Origin of the sequence: Demequina rhizosphaerae (assembly GCF_000971255.1) — a bacterium.
Lineage (GTDB): Bacteria > Actinomycetota > Actinomycetes > Actinomycetales > Demequinaceae > Demequina > Demequina rhizosphaerae.
The window spans coordinates 20887-35710 of sequence record NZ_BBMC01000009.1 but is presented as its reverse complement, the minus strand read 5'-3'; the positions used below and the strand labels follow the sequence as shown (position 1 = coordinate 35710).

The window sequence follows — 14824 nt, the reverse complement described above, 5'->3', positions numbered from 1 at the left end:
GGCGCGAGGGGCGGCCGCCCTTACGCTTGTCCGGTGCCGACCCCCCGCATCCCCGCCCTCGCGACCGTGGTGATCACCGTCGCGGGCGCGCTCACGCTCGCCGCCTGCACGGGCTCCGACGACGTGACGCCCACGCCCTCGACGTCCGCGGTCGCCACCGCGACGCCGACGGCCTCCCCGACCTCCTCGCCGACCGCGACCGCGACCGCGGACGCCACGCCCGAGCCGACCGCGACCGCCACCGAGCCCGACGTCATCGAGACCATCACGGTCGACGACCTCGACATGGTGGTCGGATCGACGGCCAACTCCTTCGGCACCACCGACCCCGAGTCCGTGTTCGAGGCCACCTACGGCGGGCTCGGCGAGGGCGACGGCGTCACGGTCACGCACTCGACCGGCACCACGTCCTCGGGGGCGCCCCTCCTCATCGTCGAGATGAGCCCCGCGGAGGGCAACGGCGGCGACGTCACCCTGACCTTCTACGCGCTCTGGGACGATGCGGTGGTCGAGGGCTCGTACTCGAGCCCGGACAGCATCGGCGACGAGGCGCGCGTGGCCTTCGAGGCCCGCGCCGCCGCGGCGGTGCACCCGTGACCGCCGCCCGGACCGTTCGCGCGGGCCTCGTGCTCGCGATCGGCCTGCTCGTCGCGGCCGTCTCCCTCGTGGCCGCGCCGCGCGCCGAGGCGCTGTCGGGCGACGAGTTCACGCCCGGCATGATCATCACGGACTCGCTGTTCTTCGACGGCAGCGCGCTCAGCGCCTCCGCCATCGACGAGTTCATCGCGAAGAAGAACCCCGGCTGCGCCGTGGGACGCACGTGCCTCGAGAACTACGTCGAGGACATCACGTCCCGCGCGGCCGACGCGCGCTGCTCGGCCATCGCCGCCAAGAAGAACCAGACCGCGGGCGAGATCATCGCCGCCGTCGGCAAGGCCTGCGGCATCTCGCCCAAGGCCATCCTCGTGATCCTCCAGAAGGAGCAGTCGCTCGTCACGTCGACGGCCCCCTCGTCGCACGCCTTCGCCTACGCGATGGGTGCGGGCTGCCCGGACACCCCGCAGGGATGCGACACCCCCTACCAGGGCCTCTTCGCGCAGGTCTATTACGGCGCGTGGCTGCTCAAGGGCTACACGATCCCCGGCTCGTGGGTCTACAACCACTATCCCGCGGGCGCGACCTCCGCCATCCAGTACCACCCGAGCTCGAGCTGCGGCACGCTCGACGTCTACGTCGAGAACCAGGCGACCCACGCGCTGTACGTGTACACCCCGTACACGCCCAACCAGGCGGCGCTCGACAACCTCTACGGCACGGGCAACTCCTGCTCGGCCTACGGCAACCGCAACTTCTGGCGCATGTACAACGACTGGTTCGGGTCGACGCGCGCCGGCCAGTCGCTCGTCCGCGCCGCGGGCTCGAGCAACGTGTACCTGCTCACACCGGAGGGCCGCTGGGCCTTCGACGGCGATGTCGCGGTCTCCGAGTACTCCGACCTGGGCAAGGTCGGCGTCGTGAGCTCGAGCTACGTGAAGTCGTTCCCGCTGCGCGGCACCGTCTCGAACTACTTCTACGACACCGGCGTCGACGAGGTGTGGGCGATCTACGGGGGCGAGCGCCACCGCATCGGCGGGTGCGCGAGCGACCTCGTCACGAGCCTGCAGGTCGACTGCGACGCGATCCCGCACATGGACCGCGCGGAGGCCCTGCGCATCGACCGCGGCGACCGCATCCGCCCGCTGGTCTCCACCGAGTCCGGCGCGATGTACTACCTCGAGCGCGCCGGCAGGCATGCGGTCTCCGGCCCGGACGCCCCCGCCGACAGCGGCACCGGCTACACCGGCGACGTCACCGCGATCCCCGCGAAGCTGATCGCGGACACCCCGGTGCTCGAGGTGATGGTCGCGGACGGCGAGGCCGTCACCAACGGCGCCCACGTGCTCTACCGCGGCGGCGACGCGCTCGGCCGCGTCGGCATGCGCCTGTGGGAGCAGGCGCACCTGTCCACCTACATCGCCGAGCCCGTCGGCATCGCGGTCGCCGACTGGGTGGTCCCCGAGGGCTACGAGCAGGTGTCCGGCTTCTTCCGCGCGGCCGACGCCGGCACCACCTACATGTTCCGGCTCTACGGCCTCACCGAGGTCGGCGATGCCGCCCCCGAGGACAAGGTCTCGGTGATCTCCGACAGCCTCGTGCCGGAGGCCCCGATCAACGTCGGCATGCCGCTGTTCATCGCCGCGGTGGACGATGACGACACCTACATGGTGGACGCGTACGGCGCACGCCTGATCCCGCCGAGCGCCAAGCGCTACGAGGTCGCCAACGCGCTCGGCGTCGACGTCACGGCGGCGACCGTGCCGACGGTCGTGTTCCAGAGCCTCGGCCGCGGGCCCGACATGCTCGACTTCGGCGTCGTCGTGAGCATCGACGGCACCAACGAGAAGTGGTTCATCGACGGCGGCGCCACGCGCTGGCGCGTGTACAGCCGTCAGGCGGCGGAGCTCTCGGGCGGCACGATCACCCCGGTCGACGCCGCGGTGGTGGAGCCGTACGAGGTGGCGGACGGCTACGCGACGATGGGTCTGCGCTGCCTCCGCTCGGCGTGGCTGGTCGCCGGCGGCGAGCGCTACGAGCTCACCGACGAGGAGGCCGCGCACCTCGAGGCGGCGTTCCCGTTCCGGACCGTGCAGTGGGCGTCCTGCCGCGCGCTGCCCGAGGCGGACCAGGACGGCGGCCGGGTGCTCGAGAAGCCCGCTGGCGCGCAGTTCCTCGTCACGGACGGCGTCGCGAGCCGCGTCACCCGCGGCCAGGACGTGTCCGAGTTCGGCGAGCCCGTGCCCGTGCTGCGGTCGACGGTCAACCTCTTCGGAAGCTGACCGGGACCGCGGCCGGGCCGTGGCCCCTGGTGCGGCCGCGGGACCCGGTCGGGATCAGCCGGCGACCTGCTTCTCGCGGCGCTTGGCGGCCGCCCGCGCGGCGAGGATGATGCCGCGCGCCGCCGCCACCGCATCGGTCGCGGACACCGTATCGGCGTCATCCGGGTCCTGGGTCTCGGCGGTGGTGCCGGCGGCGCCACCGAAGGTCTCGTCCGCGGCGGTCCCGAGGTGTGCCAGCAGCGCTCGCGTGCGCTCGTCGTAGCGCTCCGCGGACTCCTGGAGGTGCTCCGGGAGGGGCAGCGCGGACGCGTGGCGGTCACCGGTGGCCAGGAGCGACGACACGAGCCCGTGGCGCACGAGCCGCTCGTAGTGGACGCCGCGGGTCGGGCGCCACGTGCGCTCGTTGAAGGCGCGCAGGAGCGCCAGCTGGGCGGGCGACAGCAGCGCGGCCTCGGGATCGAGCAGCGCGGGCGCGGCGAGCGTGCCGTCCGGTGCGTCGATCGAGGACTCGAGGCGAGCGCAGGCGGACGCGAGCGAGGCGTCGTCCTCCACGGTGACGACCTCGACGCCGCGTGCGCCCTCCGCCCACGCGAGGAGCGTGCGGTCGGAGCGCTGCCATGCCGCCTCGTCCGCCAGCGCGTCGAGGTCGATGCCCGCCGCGAACTCGTGCCACGTGTCCTTGCCGCCGGCGACGAGATGCGCCTGGTACAGCCGCTGCAGCAGGAGCGCGGCGGACGTCGCCTCGACCACGAGGCCGCCGTCGGACGCGAGATCCTGTCCGGGCTCGCCGAGCAGCTCGACCGCGGTCAGCGCCGCGCCGGTCGGCTCCTCGCCCGGGGCGGTCACGCCCGCGCGGGCGAGGCGGCCGGAGGCGCCGGCGATCGCGGCCGCGAGGGCGGAGCCGCCGTGGGGCGCGAGGGCCGCCACGGTCACGTCGCCGGAGGCGGGGGTCACGGGGCGGTCCAGGGGGGCCGGACGGTCGACGTCGCGCCCGGCGTCGTCGACATCGAACGGGGCCTGCCGTGCGCGGTCGAACGCGCCGCCGAGGGCGTCGGTCACCATGCTGATCGGGAAGGACGTGGGCGCCTCGTAGCGCGTGTCCGAGCTCGTGCGGCCCGTCAGCTCGAGGTCCGCGAGGTCGCCGATCACGGTGACGCCGGCCTTGGTGATCGCTCCCGCGAGGGCGCGTGCCGCGCGCTGCGACGCGTCGACGGCCCAGTCGGGCAGCGACGCCGGCGTGCCGCGGTCGCCCGAGCCGCGCTTCATGCCGTTGCCCATGCCGAGCTGGATGAGCTGGACCCGCGTGAAGCTCGTGAGGCGGTCCTTGGTCGCGTCCCCCGTGAGGCGGGTGAGCTCGCTCTGGGTGAAGGACAGCGACGTGTTGCTCGAGAACTGCGGCAGCGTGCCCGGCGCGATGCCCAGCAGCGTCTCGGCCTCGACGAACACGCTGGTGCGGTCCGCCGGGTCCGGGATGAGGATGGTGATGTTGCGCGCACCGACGAGCGAGGCCCAGCGCGTGATGAGGTTGTGGCCGTCGTCGCCGCGCATCGACTGCAGCGGCCGCAGGTCGAGGCGCTCGGGTGCGCGCAGCACCTCGTGGAGCCAGTCCTCGAACGGGATCTGCGATCCCGCGGACGCGCCCTGCTGCCACGACGAGGGCAGCAGCTGGGGGATCGAGCGCAGCGTGATGAGCACGTGGACGTCGCGGCCGAGCTGCGAGAGCACGCGGCGCGCGTCGCGGTGGTCGCCCTCGGCGAGGAGCTCCGAGCTCAGCACCACGCGCTCGATGCCGGGCGCCGAGGCCTCCTCGATGAGGCGGTCGAGATGCTCGCGGGACTCCCCGGAGGGGTTCCACGCGGCGTGGCGCCGGCCGAGCAGCTGCATCGCCAGCTGGTGATGGTTGATACGGCCGTCGAGGTCGGGGTACAGGATCCCGGCCTCCTGCAGCTGCTCGCGGGCGCCGGCGAGGCCGTTCTGGAGCGCGGTCGTGGCCGACTTCGGGATGCCGATGTGGAGCAGCACGGGGACGGGGAAGTCCTCGGTCCTCCCGCGGCCCCGGACGCGGTCCAGGAGGCGCCTCACGACTGGGCCTTGCCGCGCCCGCCGCGGATCTTCCGGAGGTAGGTGTACGTGGGCTGCGAGACCTGGGGCGGCACGCGGTCGAGCGCGGCCTTCGCGGCGCGCACGGCCGCCGGCGGCACCGCGGCGCCCGGCAGCGCGAGCTTGTTGAGGCGGCCCTGCGTGAAGTAGCGCGAGCGGATCGCGGCGGGCGCCTGCTCGAGGTACGCGACCGCGTCGTCGCGCCGGTGCGCCAGCGACTCGGGCTGCATCGTGTACGCGACGGCGACGGTCAGGCGTCGCAGCTCCGCCACGGCGTCCCCGTTGCCGCGGTTGCGGTCGAGGAGGTCGATGATCGTCAGCGGGATGCGGTTGCTGTTCTGGTAGGGCGTGAGCGCCTTGAACATGAGGTCCGTCCCGACGCAGCGGGTCGGCAGGCCGAAGATGCGCTGCGCGGTAGCGAGCGCGGTCGAGAACCCGGCGACGACGCCGACGAGGTCGTGCGTGACCATCATCGCCTCGGCGGACAGGCGCGGGTCGACGAGCTCGATCGCGAGGCCGGCCTTCGCGGCGGCCTCGACGAGCGCGGCGGTGTTGGTGGACGGCGCAGAGGGGTGCGGCTTGAACAGCACCTTCTCGGCGCCGAGGCTCTTCGCGGCCTCGAGCATCCGCACCTGCATGGCGGACTCCTCGGCCGGCGTGATGAGCCGCAGCGCCGCGAGGTACTGGCCCAGCACGAGCGCGGCCGGGGCCTCGTCGGTGACGCGCGGGAGGCCCGCGCCGTCGCACACCTCCTCCATGAGGCCGCGGAAGTGCTCGGGCGCGACCGGGTGGTAGGTGATGCCGTGCTCGGACAGCAGCAGCGGGTCGAGGCCCTCGACCAGGTCGAGGTAGACCATCCCGTCGAGACGCTGGCCGAAGGAGTGGGGCTGCGGGTCGCGCGTGGGCCCGTAGCTCATCAGCCCCTCGGACAGGATGCGGATGCGCGCGTTCGCGAACACCCGGGCGATGGTCGCCGCGGGCGGGACGTGCACGGACTCGAGCACCAGCTCGACGGGCTCGTCGCCGAGATCCCAGTACTGCCGGAGCAGCTTCTCCTGCATCGGCACGTCGATAGCGAAGACCTTCCAGCGCGACGGCTGCTGCGGGCTCAGCAGCTCGCCGAGGTCGACCACGCGGTCGAAGCGCGACAGGATCGCCTGGGCGCCCGGCGTCTCCGCGAGCGACGGCACCACCTCGGGGATGGGCGCGTTGTTGGAGATGACGAGCACGCGCTCGTCCGGCTCCCCCATGAGCCCCGCGTCGATCGCGGCGGCGGCGGAGGCGGCGCCGAAGAGGGTCGTGACGGCGGTGAGCTGGATCATGCGGAGGCCTTCTCCTTGAGCGCGGGCAGGATGGCGGAGCCGAGCTGGGCGCGGCGCGTCATGCCGATCGCCTCCCACTGGTCGCGCAAAGGCTCGACGTCGAGCGTCCTCGCGAAGTCGGTGATGGCGCTCCGGAGCTGCCGGCGGGTGGCGATGTGCATGCCGTGCTGGCGCGAGACGTGGTGCGCGGCGATCGCGAGGAACTGCCGGATCATCTTGGGCTCGAACAGGAGGCGGTCGTCGTCGGCGCGAACGAGGTCGCGGACGAGGCCGAAGCCCGCGATGAACGCGAGCTGGCGGTCGTCGAACACCTGCGTGAGGGAGGTGGTCACCTCGCGGCGGTAGACGATCCACGGGGCGTCCACGACCGCGAACGTCGAGTCCGTCAGCGCGAGGCGCCAGATCGCGACGCGGTCCTCGAAGCTGTGGAGGCCCTCGTCGTACGCGAGCCTGCCGTCGTCGACGAGGCGGCGGTGGAAGATGCCGGCCCACGGGAACGGGTAGTCGACCATGGACGCCGAGCTTGCGGGCAGGATCGCGTCGCGGGTGCGGATGGGCATGTCGCGGCGCCCGTCCGGCGCGCGGTGCAGCTCGCGCGGCTGGCCGTTCTCGAACGCGCGCACGTGGTCCGTGCGCAGGAAGTCGACGTCGAGCTCCTCGCAGCGGCGCATGAGGTGCTCGAGGCGGCCCGGGGCCATCCAGTCGTCCGCGTCGAGGAAGGCGATGTAGTCGCGGTTCGCCGCCTCGAGCCCCTGGATGCGAGCCGAGCCGACGCTCCGCGCGTCCTCGTTGCGCACCACCGTCAGCTCGCCCAGCCGGTCGGCGTGCTCGCGGACGATGTCGCCCGTGCCGTCGGTCGAGCCGTCGTCGATGACGACGACCTGCATCCGCTCGCGGTCCTCGACCTGGCGCTCGAGCGACTGCAGGGCGGTGCCGATGAAGTCGGCGCCGTTGTGGACAGGGATGATGACCGAAACTGACCGGTCCTGCGACATGGGTCCTCCTGGGGTGGGCGACAAGGTCGATCGGCCCGGAACCTCCGGCAGGTGGTGACCGAGCCGTGCGACCGCTGCATCGGCGCGCCCCCGTGGCGCCGCGGCCCGCGGCCACGAGGGCGCGGGCGGGTCGCCCCAACTCTAACGCACGGGCCCCGTGCGCACGGCGAGGCGGCGGCGCGCCTTTACCATGGTCCGGATGACGAGCACCGTGACCCGAGCCCCGGAGGTCGAGCCCGCCGCCCCCAGGCGTGCGCGCGGGATGCGCGCCGACATCCAGGGGCTGCGCGCGATCGCGGTCGCGCTCGTGGTGCTCTACCACCTGTGGCCCTGGCACATCGGCGGCGGCTTCATCGGCGTCGACGTCTTCTTCGTCATCTCGGGCTTCCTCATCACGTCCCACCTGCTGCGCGAGGTCGACCTCACCGGCACCGTGAGCCTGCCGAGGTTCTGGGCGCGGCGCGCCCGGCGCCTGCTGCCGGCCTCGCTGCTCGTGCTCGCCGCCGTCCTCGTCGCGATCGCGTGGTGGGTGCCGCGCGCGCTGTGGGGGCAGTTCGCGCGCGAGGTCATCGGGGCGGCGGCCTACGTGGAGAACCTGCTGCTGGCCGCCGACTCCGTCGACTACCTCGCGGCCTCCAACGCGGCCTCGCCGGTGCAGCACTACTGGTCGCTGTCCGCGGAGGAGCAGTTCTACCTGCTGTGGCCGCTGCTCGTCGTGCTGGCGGTGTGGCTGGGCCGGCGCTGGGGCGCCCGCCGCCGCGCGATCGCGGCCATGCTCGCCCTCGTCACCGCGGGCTCCTTCGCGACGTCCATCGCGTGGACCGCATCGTCGCCCGCGCAGGCGTACTTCGTCACCCCCACGCGCGCGTGGGAGTTCGGCGCGGGCGCGCTGCTCGCGGTGCTGCCCGCCGTCGTCGGGCGGGCGCGGCTCCGCGCCGTCGCGGCCTGGGCCGGCCTCGCGCTCATCGGCCTGAGCGCCTGGGTGATCGACGGCGCGACGCCGTTCCCCGGCGCCTGGGCGCTGCTGCCCGTGGCGGGCACCGTGCTCGTGCTCTGGGCGGACGGCGACCACGTGCGCGGCGCGCCGTCGGGCCTGCTGCGGCTGTCCCCGGTCCAGACGGTCGGCGAGCTGTCCTACTCCATCTACCTCTGGCACTGGGCGGCGATCGTGATCGCGCCCTACGCGCTCCACCGCGACCTGCAGGCGACCGACAAGCTCCTCCTGCTCGTCGGCATCGGCCTCGCCTCGTACGCGACCTGGCGGTGGGTCGAGAACCCCGCGCGCGGCGCGCGCGTCCTCATCGAGGGGAGGCCCCGGCTCACGTTCGCGTTCGCGGGGGCCGGCATGGCCGTCGTGATCGGCGCCGCGGCATGGATGTCGAGCACGGTCGAGCGCGAGGTCGAGTCGAGCCTCGAGCTGTCGCAGCGGCTCGCGCAGGCGGCCAGCGACATCGCCCCCGGCTCGGCGGTGCAGCCGCCCATCACGGCCGACCCGTCCGGCGTCGGCAGCTCGGTGGAGGCCCCGGCGATCCAGGTGGTGTGCATCGGCGCCGCGACCGTGGACCCGGCCGGAGGCTGCACCTCGACGCTCGCCGCGGGCGAGGTGGTGCCGGTGCCGGCCGCCGCGAAGCTCGACTCGCCCGAGGACTGCCTCGGCAGCAAGGGCAGCCGGGACTTCGACGTCTGCGAGTTCGGCGTGCCGCGCGCCGACTCGCGCGGGACGGTGGCGCTCGTGGGCGACTCGCACGCCTACCACTGGCTGCCGGCGATGGACGACCTCGCCAAGGCGCACGGCTGGCACGGCGTGGTGATGGCGCGCGCCTCGTGCCCGTTCACGCCCGCCGACCGCACCCTCGACCGCCGCGTGGTCGAGACGTGCGCGACGTTCAACGAGCGCGTCGCGGAGGAGATCGCGCGCCGGGACGACATCACCATGGTGGTGATGGGGGCGTACCAGGAGACCCGGTTCGCGGCCCCCGCGGGCGCGGACGAGCGCGCCTACGCGCAGGACTCGTTCCGCGCCGCGATCGACGCCCTGCCGGCCCGCGTCTCCGACGTCTACGTGATCCGGGACGCGCCCGTGCCGCTCGCGGACAACGTCGAGTGCGTCGAGCGCGAGCTGCGCGGCGGCTCGACCGATCCGGGCGCCGGCTGCGCCGTCCCGCGCGGGGAGGGCCTCCAGCTCGACGTGCTCGCGGCGGCCGCGGAGCAGGTGCAGCGCGCAACCGCGATCGACCTGTCCGACCTGTACTGCGACGCGGATGCGTGCGTGCCCGTCGTGGGCAACGTCATGGTCTACGCCGACCAGGGCCACCTCACGCGCACCTGGGTGCACAGCGCGGTGCCGCAGCTCGAGCGGCTCATGCCCGCCTTCTCGGCGCGGACGTGACGCAGGCGGGCGGGCGGCCCGTCAGATGACGTAGCTGGACTCGGGCTGGATCGCGGCCCGGAGGATCGCCTCGGCCGCGTCCTCGACGGACTCGTCGCTGTCGCCGACCACGACGTCCGCGTCGAGCGGCGTCTCGTACGGGTCGGAGATGCCGGTGAACTCCTTGATCTCGCCGGCGCGGGCCTTCGCGTAGAGGCCCTTGCGGTCGCGCGCCTCGCACACCTCGAGGGGGGTGGCGACGTGGACCAGCATGAAGCGGCCGTGCTCCTCGGCCATCGCGCGCATCTCGGCGCGTATGGACGTGTACGGCGCGATCGGGGCGCACACGGCGATGCCGCCGTGCGCGGCGAGCTGGGCGGCGACCCAGCCGATGCGGCGCACGTTGAGCTCGCGGTCGGCGCGGGAGAAGCCCAGACCCGAGGACAGCATCGCGCGGACCTCGTCGCCGTCGAGCAGCGTGACGCGCTGGTGGCTCTCGGCCCGCAGGCGGCGGGTGAGCTGGCGGGCGATGGTCGACTTGCCCGAGCCGGACAGGCCCGACAGCAGGATCACCATGCCGGCGCCGCGGGCGCGGCCGGCGTGGCGGCGCGTGGCGACGGTGGAGGCGAAGACGACCTCGGTGAGGTGGGTGAGGAGCTCGTCCGTCGCGGCGGCGTCCAGGTGGGCGGCCGCGGGGCGGGGCAGGACGCGGACCTCGCGGTCGGCTCGGCGGGCGGCCGTGACGGCGCGGCTGAGCGCCTCGACGTCGCCGTGGTCGACGAGGACGATGTCGTCGTCGCGGTCGGAGACGTCGTTGCCCAGGGCGAGGGTCGCGTGGTCGAGCATCGGCAGCGAGGCGCGCGGGCGGATCTCCGCGAACGCGGCGGACGCGGGCTCGCGCAGCATCGTGACGTCTCCCGCGACCCAGGTGCCGGCGCCGGTGGTGTGGGAGCCGGCGACGTCGACGCGGGCGACGGGGGTGGCCTCGGTGTCGAGGAGCTCGATCGCGGCCGGGACGGCGATGTCGCCCACGAGGAGTGTCGCGACGTGGGCGTCGCCCGTCGGCAGCTCGTAGCGCAGCTCCGCTCCGTACGCGCCGGCGCGCATGAGCTCGAGCTCGTTCAGCTGGCGGGGGGTGAGGCGGAGCTCGAGCACGTCAGCTCTCCTTGTCGTGGGCGGGGTCCTTGGGGGGTGCGACCTGGGGGGACTCCTTCGCGGCCTGCGCGGCGGCCTTGGCGCGCTTGTCCTGCCAGATGAAGAAGCGGAAGCCGAGCTGGTGGCGGATGAGGCCCCAGGCGAGGGTGCCGCCGATGAGGGCGGCGCCGAGGGCGGCGAGGGTGAGCTCGTTGGACACGCCGAGCATCTTGAGGCCGGAGATGAGCAGCACCATCGCGAGGGCGCGGCGGACGAGCCCGCCGGACACGCGCGAGGAGAGGTGGGCGCCGAGGTAGGTGCCGGGGATGGAGCCGATGATGACGGGGATGGTGACGGTCCAGTCGACGTCGCCGAACATGAGGTGGGCGATGGCGGCGGACACGACGAGGGGGACGGCCTGGACGAGGTCGGTGCCGACGAGCTGGGAGGCCTTGAGCGCCGGGTAGAGGGCCATCAGGGCGATGATGATGAGCGAGCCCGAGCCCACCGAGGTGAGGCCGACCATGACGCCGCCGATGACGCCGACGATGATGGTGGGGACGGGGCGGGGGACGACGTCGGGGCGTTCCTTGGGCAGGGGCGGGGCGGAGCCGTCGCGGGAGCGGGCGCGTTCGCGCAGGCGCAGGTAGGCGCGCAGCAGCAGGCCGGCGGAGGCGATGATGAGGGCCACGCCCAGGGCGCCCTTGGTGAACTTCTCGATGGTCTCGACATCGCCGATGGCGTGCTGGACGAGGACGCCGAGGAAGGCGGCGGGGACCGAGCCGTAGACCAGCAGGCGGACGAGCTGCCAGTTGACGGTCTTGTTGCGGATGTGGACCCAGGAGCCGAAGGGCTTCATCGCGGCCGCCGCGACGATGTCGGATGACACCGCGACGGGGGCGGGGATGCCGAAGAACAGCACGAGGGTGGGCGTCATGAGGGCGCCGCCGCCCATGCCGGTCAGGCCGACCACCACGCCGATGGCAGCGGCGGCCGCGATGAGTCCTACGTCCATCTAGTGCTCGCGGACCACGCCTGCGCCGACGGTGCGGTTGGTCGCCTCGTCGATGAGGATGAACGATCCGGTGGTGCGGTTGTCGGCGTAGTCGTCGACCAGCAGGGGGCTGGTGACGCGCAGCTTGACCCGGCCCAGGGAGTTCAGGTTCAGCTCGGTGGCGTCGGTGTTGCGGTGCAGCGTGTTGACGTCGAGCTCGTAGGCGATGTCCTTGACCATGGCGCGGGCCATGCGGGTGGTGTGCAGGATCCCGAGCTTGCGGCCGATGGTCAGCGCGTCGGAGTCCATCCAGCAGATGGTCGCGTCGAGGTCCTGGGTGGGCTCGGGGTGGTTGCCCACGCGGCAGATCACGTCGCCGCGGGAGACGTCGATCTCGTCCTCGAGGCGCAGCGTGACCGACATCGGCGGCATGGCCTGCTCGAGGGGGCCGCCCGGGCCGTCGATCGCGGCGACCTTGGACGTCATGCCCGAGGGCAGCGCCATGACCTCGTCGCCGACCTTGATGATGCCCGAGGCGACCTGTCCGGCGAAGCCGCGGTAGTCGTGGACCTCGTTGCGCATGGGACGGATGACGTACTGGACGGGGAAGCGCACGTCCTGAAGGTTGCGGTCCGAGGCGATGTGGACGTGCTCGAGGTGGTGCATCAGGGAGGCGCCGCCGTACCAGGGCATGTTCACGGACCGCTCGACGACGTTGTCGCCCAGCAGCGCCGACAGCGGGATCGCGGTCAGGTCGGGCACGTCGAGCTTGGCCGAGAACGTGGTGAACTCGTCGTAGATCTCGTTGAAGCGCTCCTCGGACCAGCCCACCAGGTCCATCTTGTTGACCGCGAGGACCACGTGGGGCACCCGCAGCAGCGACGCGATGGTGGCGTGACGACGCGACTGCTCCGTCATGCCCTTGCGGGCGTCGACCAGGATGATCGCGAGGTCCGCGGTGGAGGCACCGGTGACCATGTTGCGCGTGTACTGCTGGTGGCCGGGCGTGTCCGCGATGATGAACTTGCGCTTGGGGGTCGCGAAGTAGCGGTAGGCGACATCGATGGTGATGCCCTGCTCACGCTCGGCACGAAGACCATCGGTCAGCAGCGCCAGGTCGGTGTACTCGGTGCCGCGCGCCTTGGAGGCCATCTCGACCGCGTCGAGCTGGTCCTCGAAGATCGACTTGCTGTCGTACAGCAGACGGCCGATGAGGGTGGACTTGCCGTCGTCGACCGAACCCGCGGTCGCGAAACGGAGAAGATCCATCAGAAGTACCCTTCCTTCTTGCGGTCCTCCATCGCGGCCTCCGACACCCGGTCGTCGCCGCGCGTGGCACCGCGCTCAGTCAGTCGTGTCGCCGCGGTCTCCGCGATGATCTTGTCGATCGTGTCCGCGTCCGACAGCACCGCCGCCGTCAGCGTCGCGTCGCCGACGGTGCGGTAGCGCACCGTGCGCCGCTCGATCATCTCGCCCTCACGAGGCGTGCAGAACTCGTTGGCCGCCATCCACATGCCGTCACGGTGGAACACGTCACGCTCGTGCGCCATGTAGATCGACGGCACCTCGATGCCGCGGGAGTTGATGTAGTCCCAGATGTCCAGCTCGGTCCAGTTGGACAGCGGGAACACACGGATCGACTCGCCCATGTGCACCCGGCCGTTGTACAGGCTCCACAGCTCGGGACGCTGGTTGCGCGGATCCCACTGGCCGAACTCGTCACGGAACGAGAACACGCGCTCCTTCGCACGGGCCTTCTCCTCGTCGCGACGCGCACCACCCATGGCCGCGTCGAAACGGTTCTTCTCGATCGTGTCGAGCAGCACCGGCGTCTGGATACGGTTGCGCGAGCCGTTGGGCTCCTCCCGCACCGTGCCCTTGTCGATGGCCTCCTGCACCGACCCCACCACCAGGTTCAGGCCGTGCTCGGCCACGATCCGGTCGCGATAGTCGATCACCTCAGGGAAGTTGTGGCCCGTGTCGATGTGCACCACCGGCATCGGCAGCCGCGCCGGCGCGAACGCCTTCAAAGCAATGTGCAGCAGGACGATCGAGTCCTTGCCACCCGAGAACAGCAGGGCCGGACGCTCCATCTGCGCGACAACCTCGCGCACGATGTGAATAGCCTCCGCCTCCAGCGCATCCAGCTGGCTGAACGAGGTCGCCGTCATCAAGAGTCTCCGTCGGTGTAGTCCGAGATCGCCGCGAGGATCCGCGGCGCGAGGTCCGGACGGCACACGACCAGGTCCGGAAGGTAAGGGTCCGAGTCATTGTAGACGAGGGGGGTGCCGTCGACCCGCGAGGTGTGCAGGCCCGCGGCACGGGCGAACGCGACCGGAGCCGCGGAGTCCCACTCGTACTGGCCTCCCGCGTGGACGTACGCGTCCACCTGGCCACGGGCCACGGCGGCGATCTTCACGCCCGCCGAGCCCATCGGCATGAGCTCCGCGTCCAGCGCGGCGCGCACCGGCTCGGTCACGGCCGGCGGGCGCGAGCGCGACACGGCCAGGCGCAGCGGCGCCGACTCGTCGCGCGCGGGCACCGCGGGGGCGTCCGCCGACGACAGCACGAGGTCCTCGCCCGGGATCGCGACGACGCCCAGCGTCAGCTCGCCCCTCTCCCACAGCGCGACGTGGACCGCCCAGTCCGCGCGGCCCTCGGAGAACTCCCGGGTGCCGTCGAGCGGGTCGATGATCCACACGCGGTCCGCGCTCAGACGCGCCGCGGAGTCCTTGGCCTCCTCGGACAGCACCGCGTCGTCCGGGCGGTGCTCGGCCAGCAGCGCCGCCAGCACCTCCTGGGCCGCGGCATCGCCGGCGTTGCCCAGCTCCTTGCCCTCCAGGCCCGACTCGCGGCGCACCCGCAGCAGCTCCTCGCCCGCGGCCCGCGCGAGCATCGCGGCGAGCGTCGCGTCGGCGACGTCCTGGTCTGCCATGCCTTGCCTCCTGATCGTGCGCGTCCCACACGGGGCGCGCGTCGGCCCCACGCTACAGGCTGGCGCCTGAGGGGTGCGTGCGAGCCAACGTCGACGGCCC

11 protein-coding genes are annotated in these 14824 nt (G+C 72.7%); 3 read left to right on the top strand and 8 right to left on the bottom strand.

Annotation, left to right across the window (positions count from 1 at the left end; all coding sequences use genetic code 11):
- Positions 1–33 precede the first annotated feature (33 nt).
- Together AOM07_RS12060 and AOM07_RS12055 are read left to right on the top strand one after the other, a co-directional pair.
- Positions 34–597, top strand: a complete 564-nt coding sequence (locus tag AOM07_RS12060) for a hypothetical protein (protein WP_062314149.1) — start codon at positions 34–36, stop codon at positions 595–597.
- Positions 594–2876 carry a hypothetical protein gene (locus tag AOM07_RS12055; RefSeq protein ID WP_062314147.1) on the top strand — a complete coding sequence of 761 codons (2283 nt, stop codon included), beginning with the start codon at positions 594–596 and terminating at the stop codon, positions 2874–2876. Before AOM07_RS12060 ends, AOM07_RS12055 begins: the two co-directional genes overlap by 4 nt.
- Before the next feature lie 54 nt (positions 2877–2930).
- On the opposite strand, the gene AOM07_RS12050 is transcribed toward AOM07_RS12055, so the two are convergent.
- Genes AOM07_RS12050 through AOM07_RS12040 form a run of 3 tightly spaced genes read right to left on the bottom strand, consistent with a single transcriptional unit; the run spans position 2931 to position 7293 of the window.
- Positions 2931–4958 (bottom strand): hypothetical protein, encoded by a 2028-nt coding sequence (locus AOM07_RS12050; protein WP_156171925.1) that lies wholly within the window; start codon positions 4956–4958, stop codon positions 2931–2933.
- Positions 4955–6298 carry a polysialyltransferase family glycosyltransferase gene (locus AOM07_RS12045; protein ID WP_062314143.1) on the bottom strand — a complete coding sequence of 448 codons (1344 nt, stop codon included), beginning with the start codon at positions 6296–6298 and terminating at the stop codon, positions 4955–4957. The genes AOM07_RS12050 and AOM07_RS12045 overlap by 4 nt, the downstream gene beginning before the upstream one ends.
- Positions 6295–7293: a glycosyltransferase family 2 protein gene (locus AOM07_RS12040; RefSeq protein WP_062314141.1), complete on the bottom strand. Its 999-nt coding sequence runs from the start codon at positions 7291–7293 to the stop codon at positions 6295–6297. The genes AOM07_RS12045 and AOM07_RS12040 overlap by 4 nt, the downstream gene beginning before the upstream one ends.
- A 199-nt stretch (positions 7294–7492) precedes the next feature.
- On the opposite strand from AOM07_RS12040, the gene AOM07_RS12035 reads away from it, so the two are divergent.
- A complete protein-coding gene (locus AOM07_RS12035; protein WP_169748160.1) occupies positions 7493–9682 on the top strand; it encodes an acyltransferase family protein in 2190 nt (729 codons plus the stop codon).
- 21 nt (positions 9683–9703) lie between these two features.
- On the opposite strand, the gene cysC is transcribed toward AOM07_RS12035, so the two are convergent.
- The 5 genes from cysC to AOM07_RS12010 are packed head-to-tail and all read right to left on the bottom strand — an operon-like array spanning position 9704 to position 14724.
- A complete protein-coding gene (gene cysC / locus AOM07_RS12030) occupies positions 9704–10816 on the bottom strand; it encodes an adenylyl-sulfate kinase (RefSeq protein WP_062314137.1) in 1113 nt (370 codons plus the stop codon).
- A 1-nt stretch (position 10817) separates the two neighbouring features.
- The gene (locus AOM07_RS12025) at positions 10818–11810 is read right to left on the bottom strand and encodes a sulfite exporter TauE/SafE family protein (RefSeq protein ID WP_062314136.1); all 993 of its coding nucleotides are present in this window, start codon (positions 11808–11810) and stop codon (positions 10818–10820) included.
- Entirely contained in the window at positions 11811–13058 is a 1248-nt protein-coding gene (locus AOM07_RS12020) for a sulfate adenylyltransferase subunit 1 (protein WP_062314134.1), read from the bottom strand. It lies immediately after the preceding gene.
- Positions 13058–13960: a sulfate adenylyltransferase subunit CysD gene (gene cysD / locus AOM07_RS12015; protein WP_062314132.1), complete on the bottom strand. Its 903-nt coding sequence runs from the start codon at positions 13958–13960 to the stop codon at positions 13058–13060. Before cysD ends, AOM07_RS12020 begins: the two co-directional genes overlap by 1 nt.
- On the bottom strand, positions 13960–14724 hold the full coding sequence (locus AOM07_RS12010; RefSeq protein ID WP_062314130.1) for a 3'(2'),5'-bisphosphate nucleotidase CysQ: 765 nt from the start codon (positions 14722–14724) through the stop codon (positions 13960–13962). Before AOM07_RS12010 ends, cysD begins: the two co-directional genes overlap by 1 nt.
- Between the last annotated feature and the right edge of the window lie 100 nt (positions 14725–14824).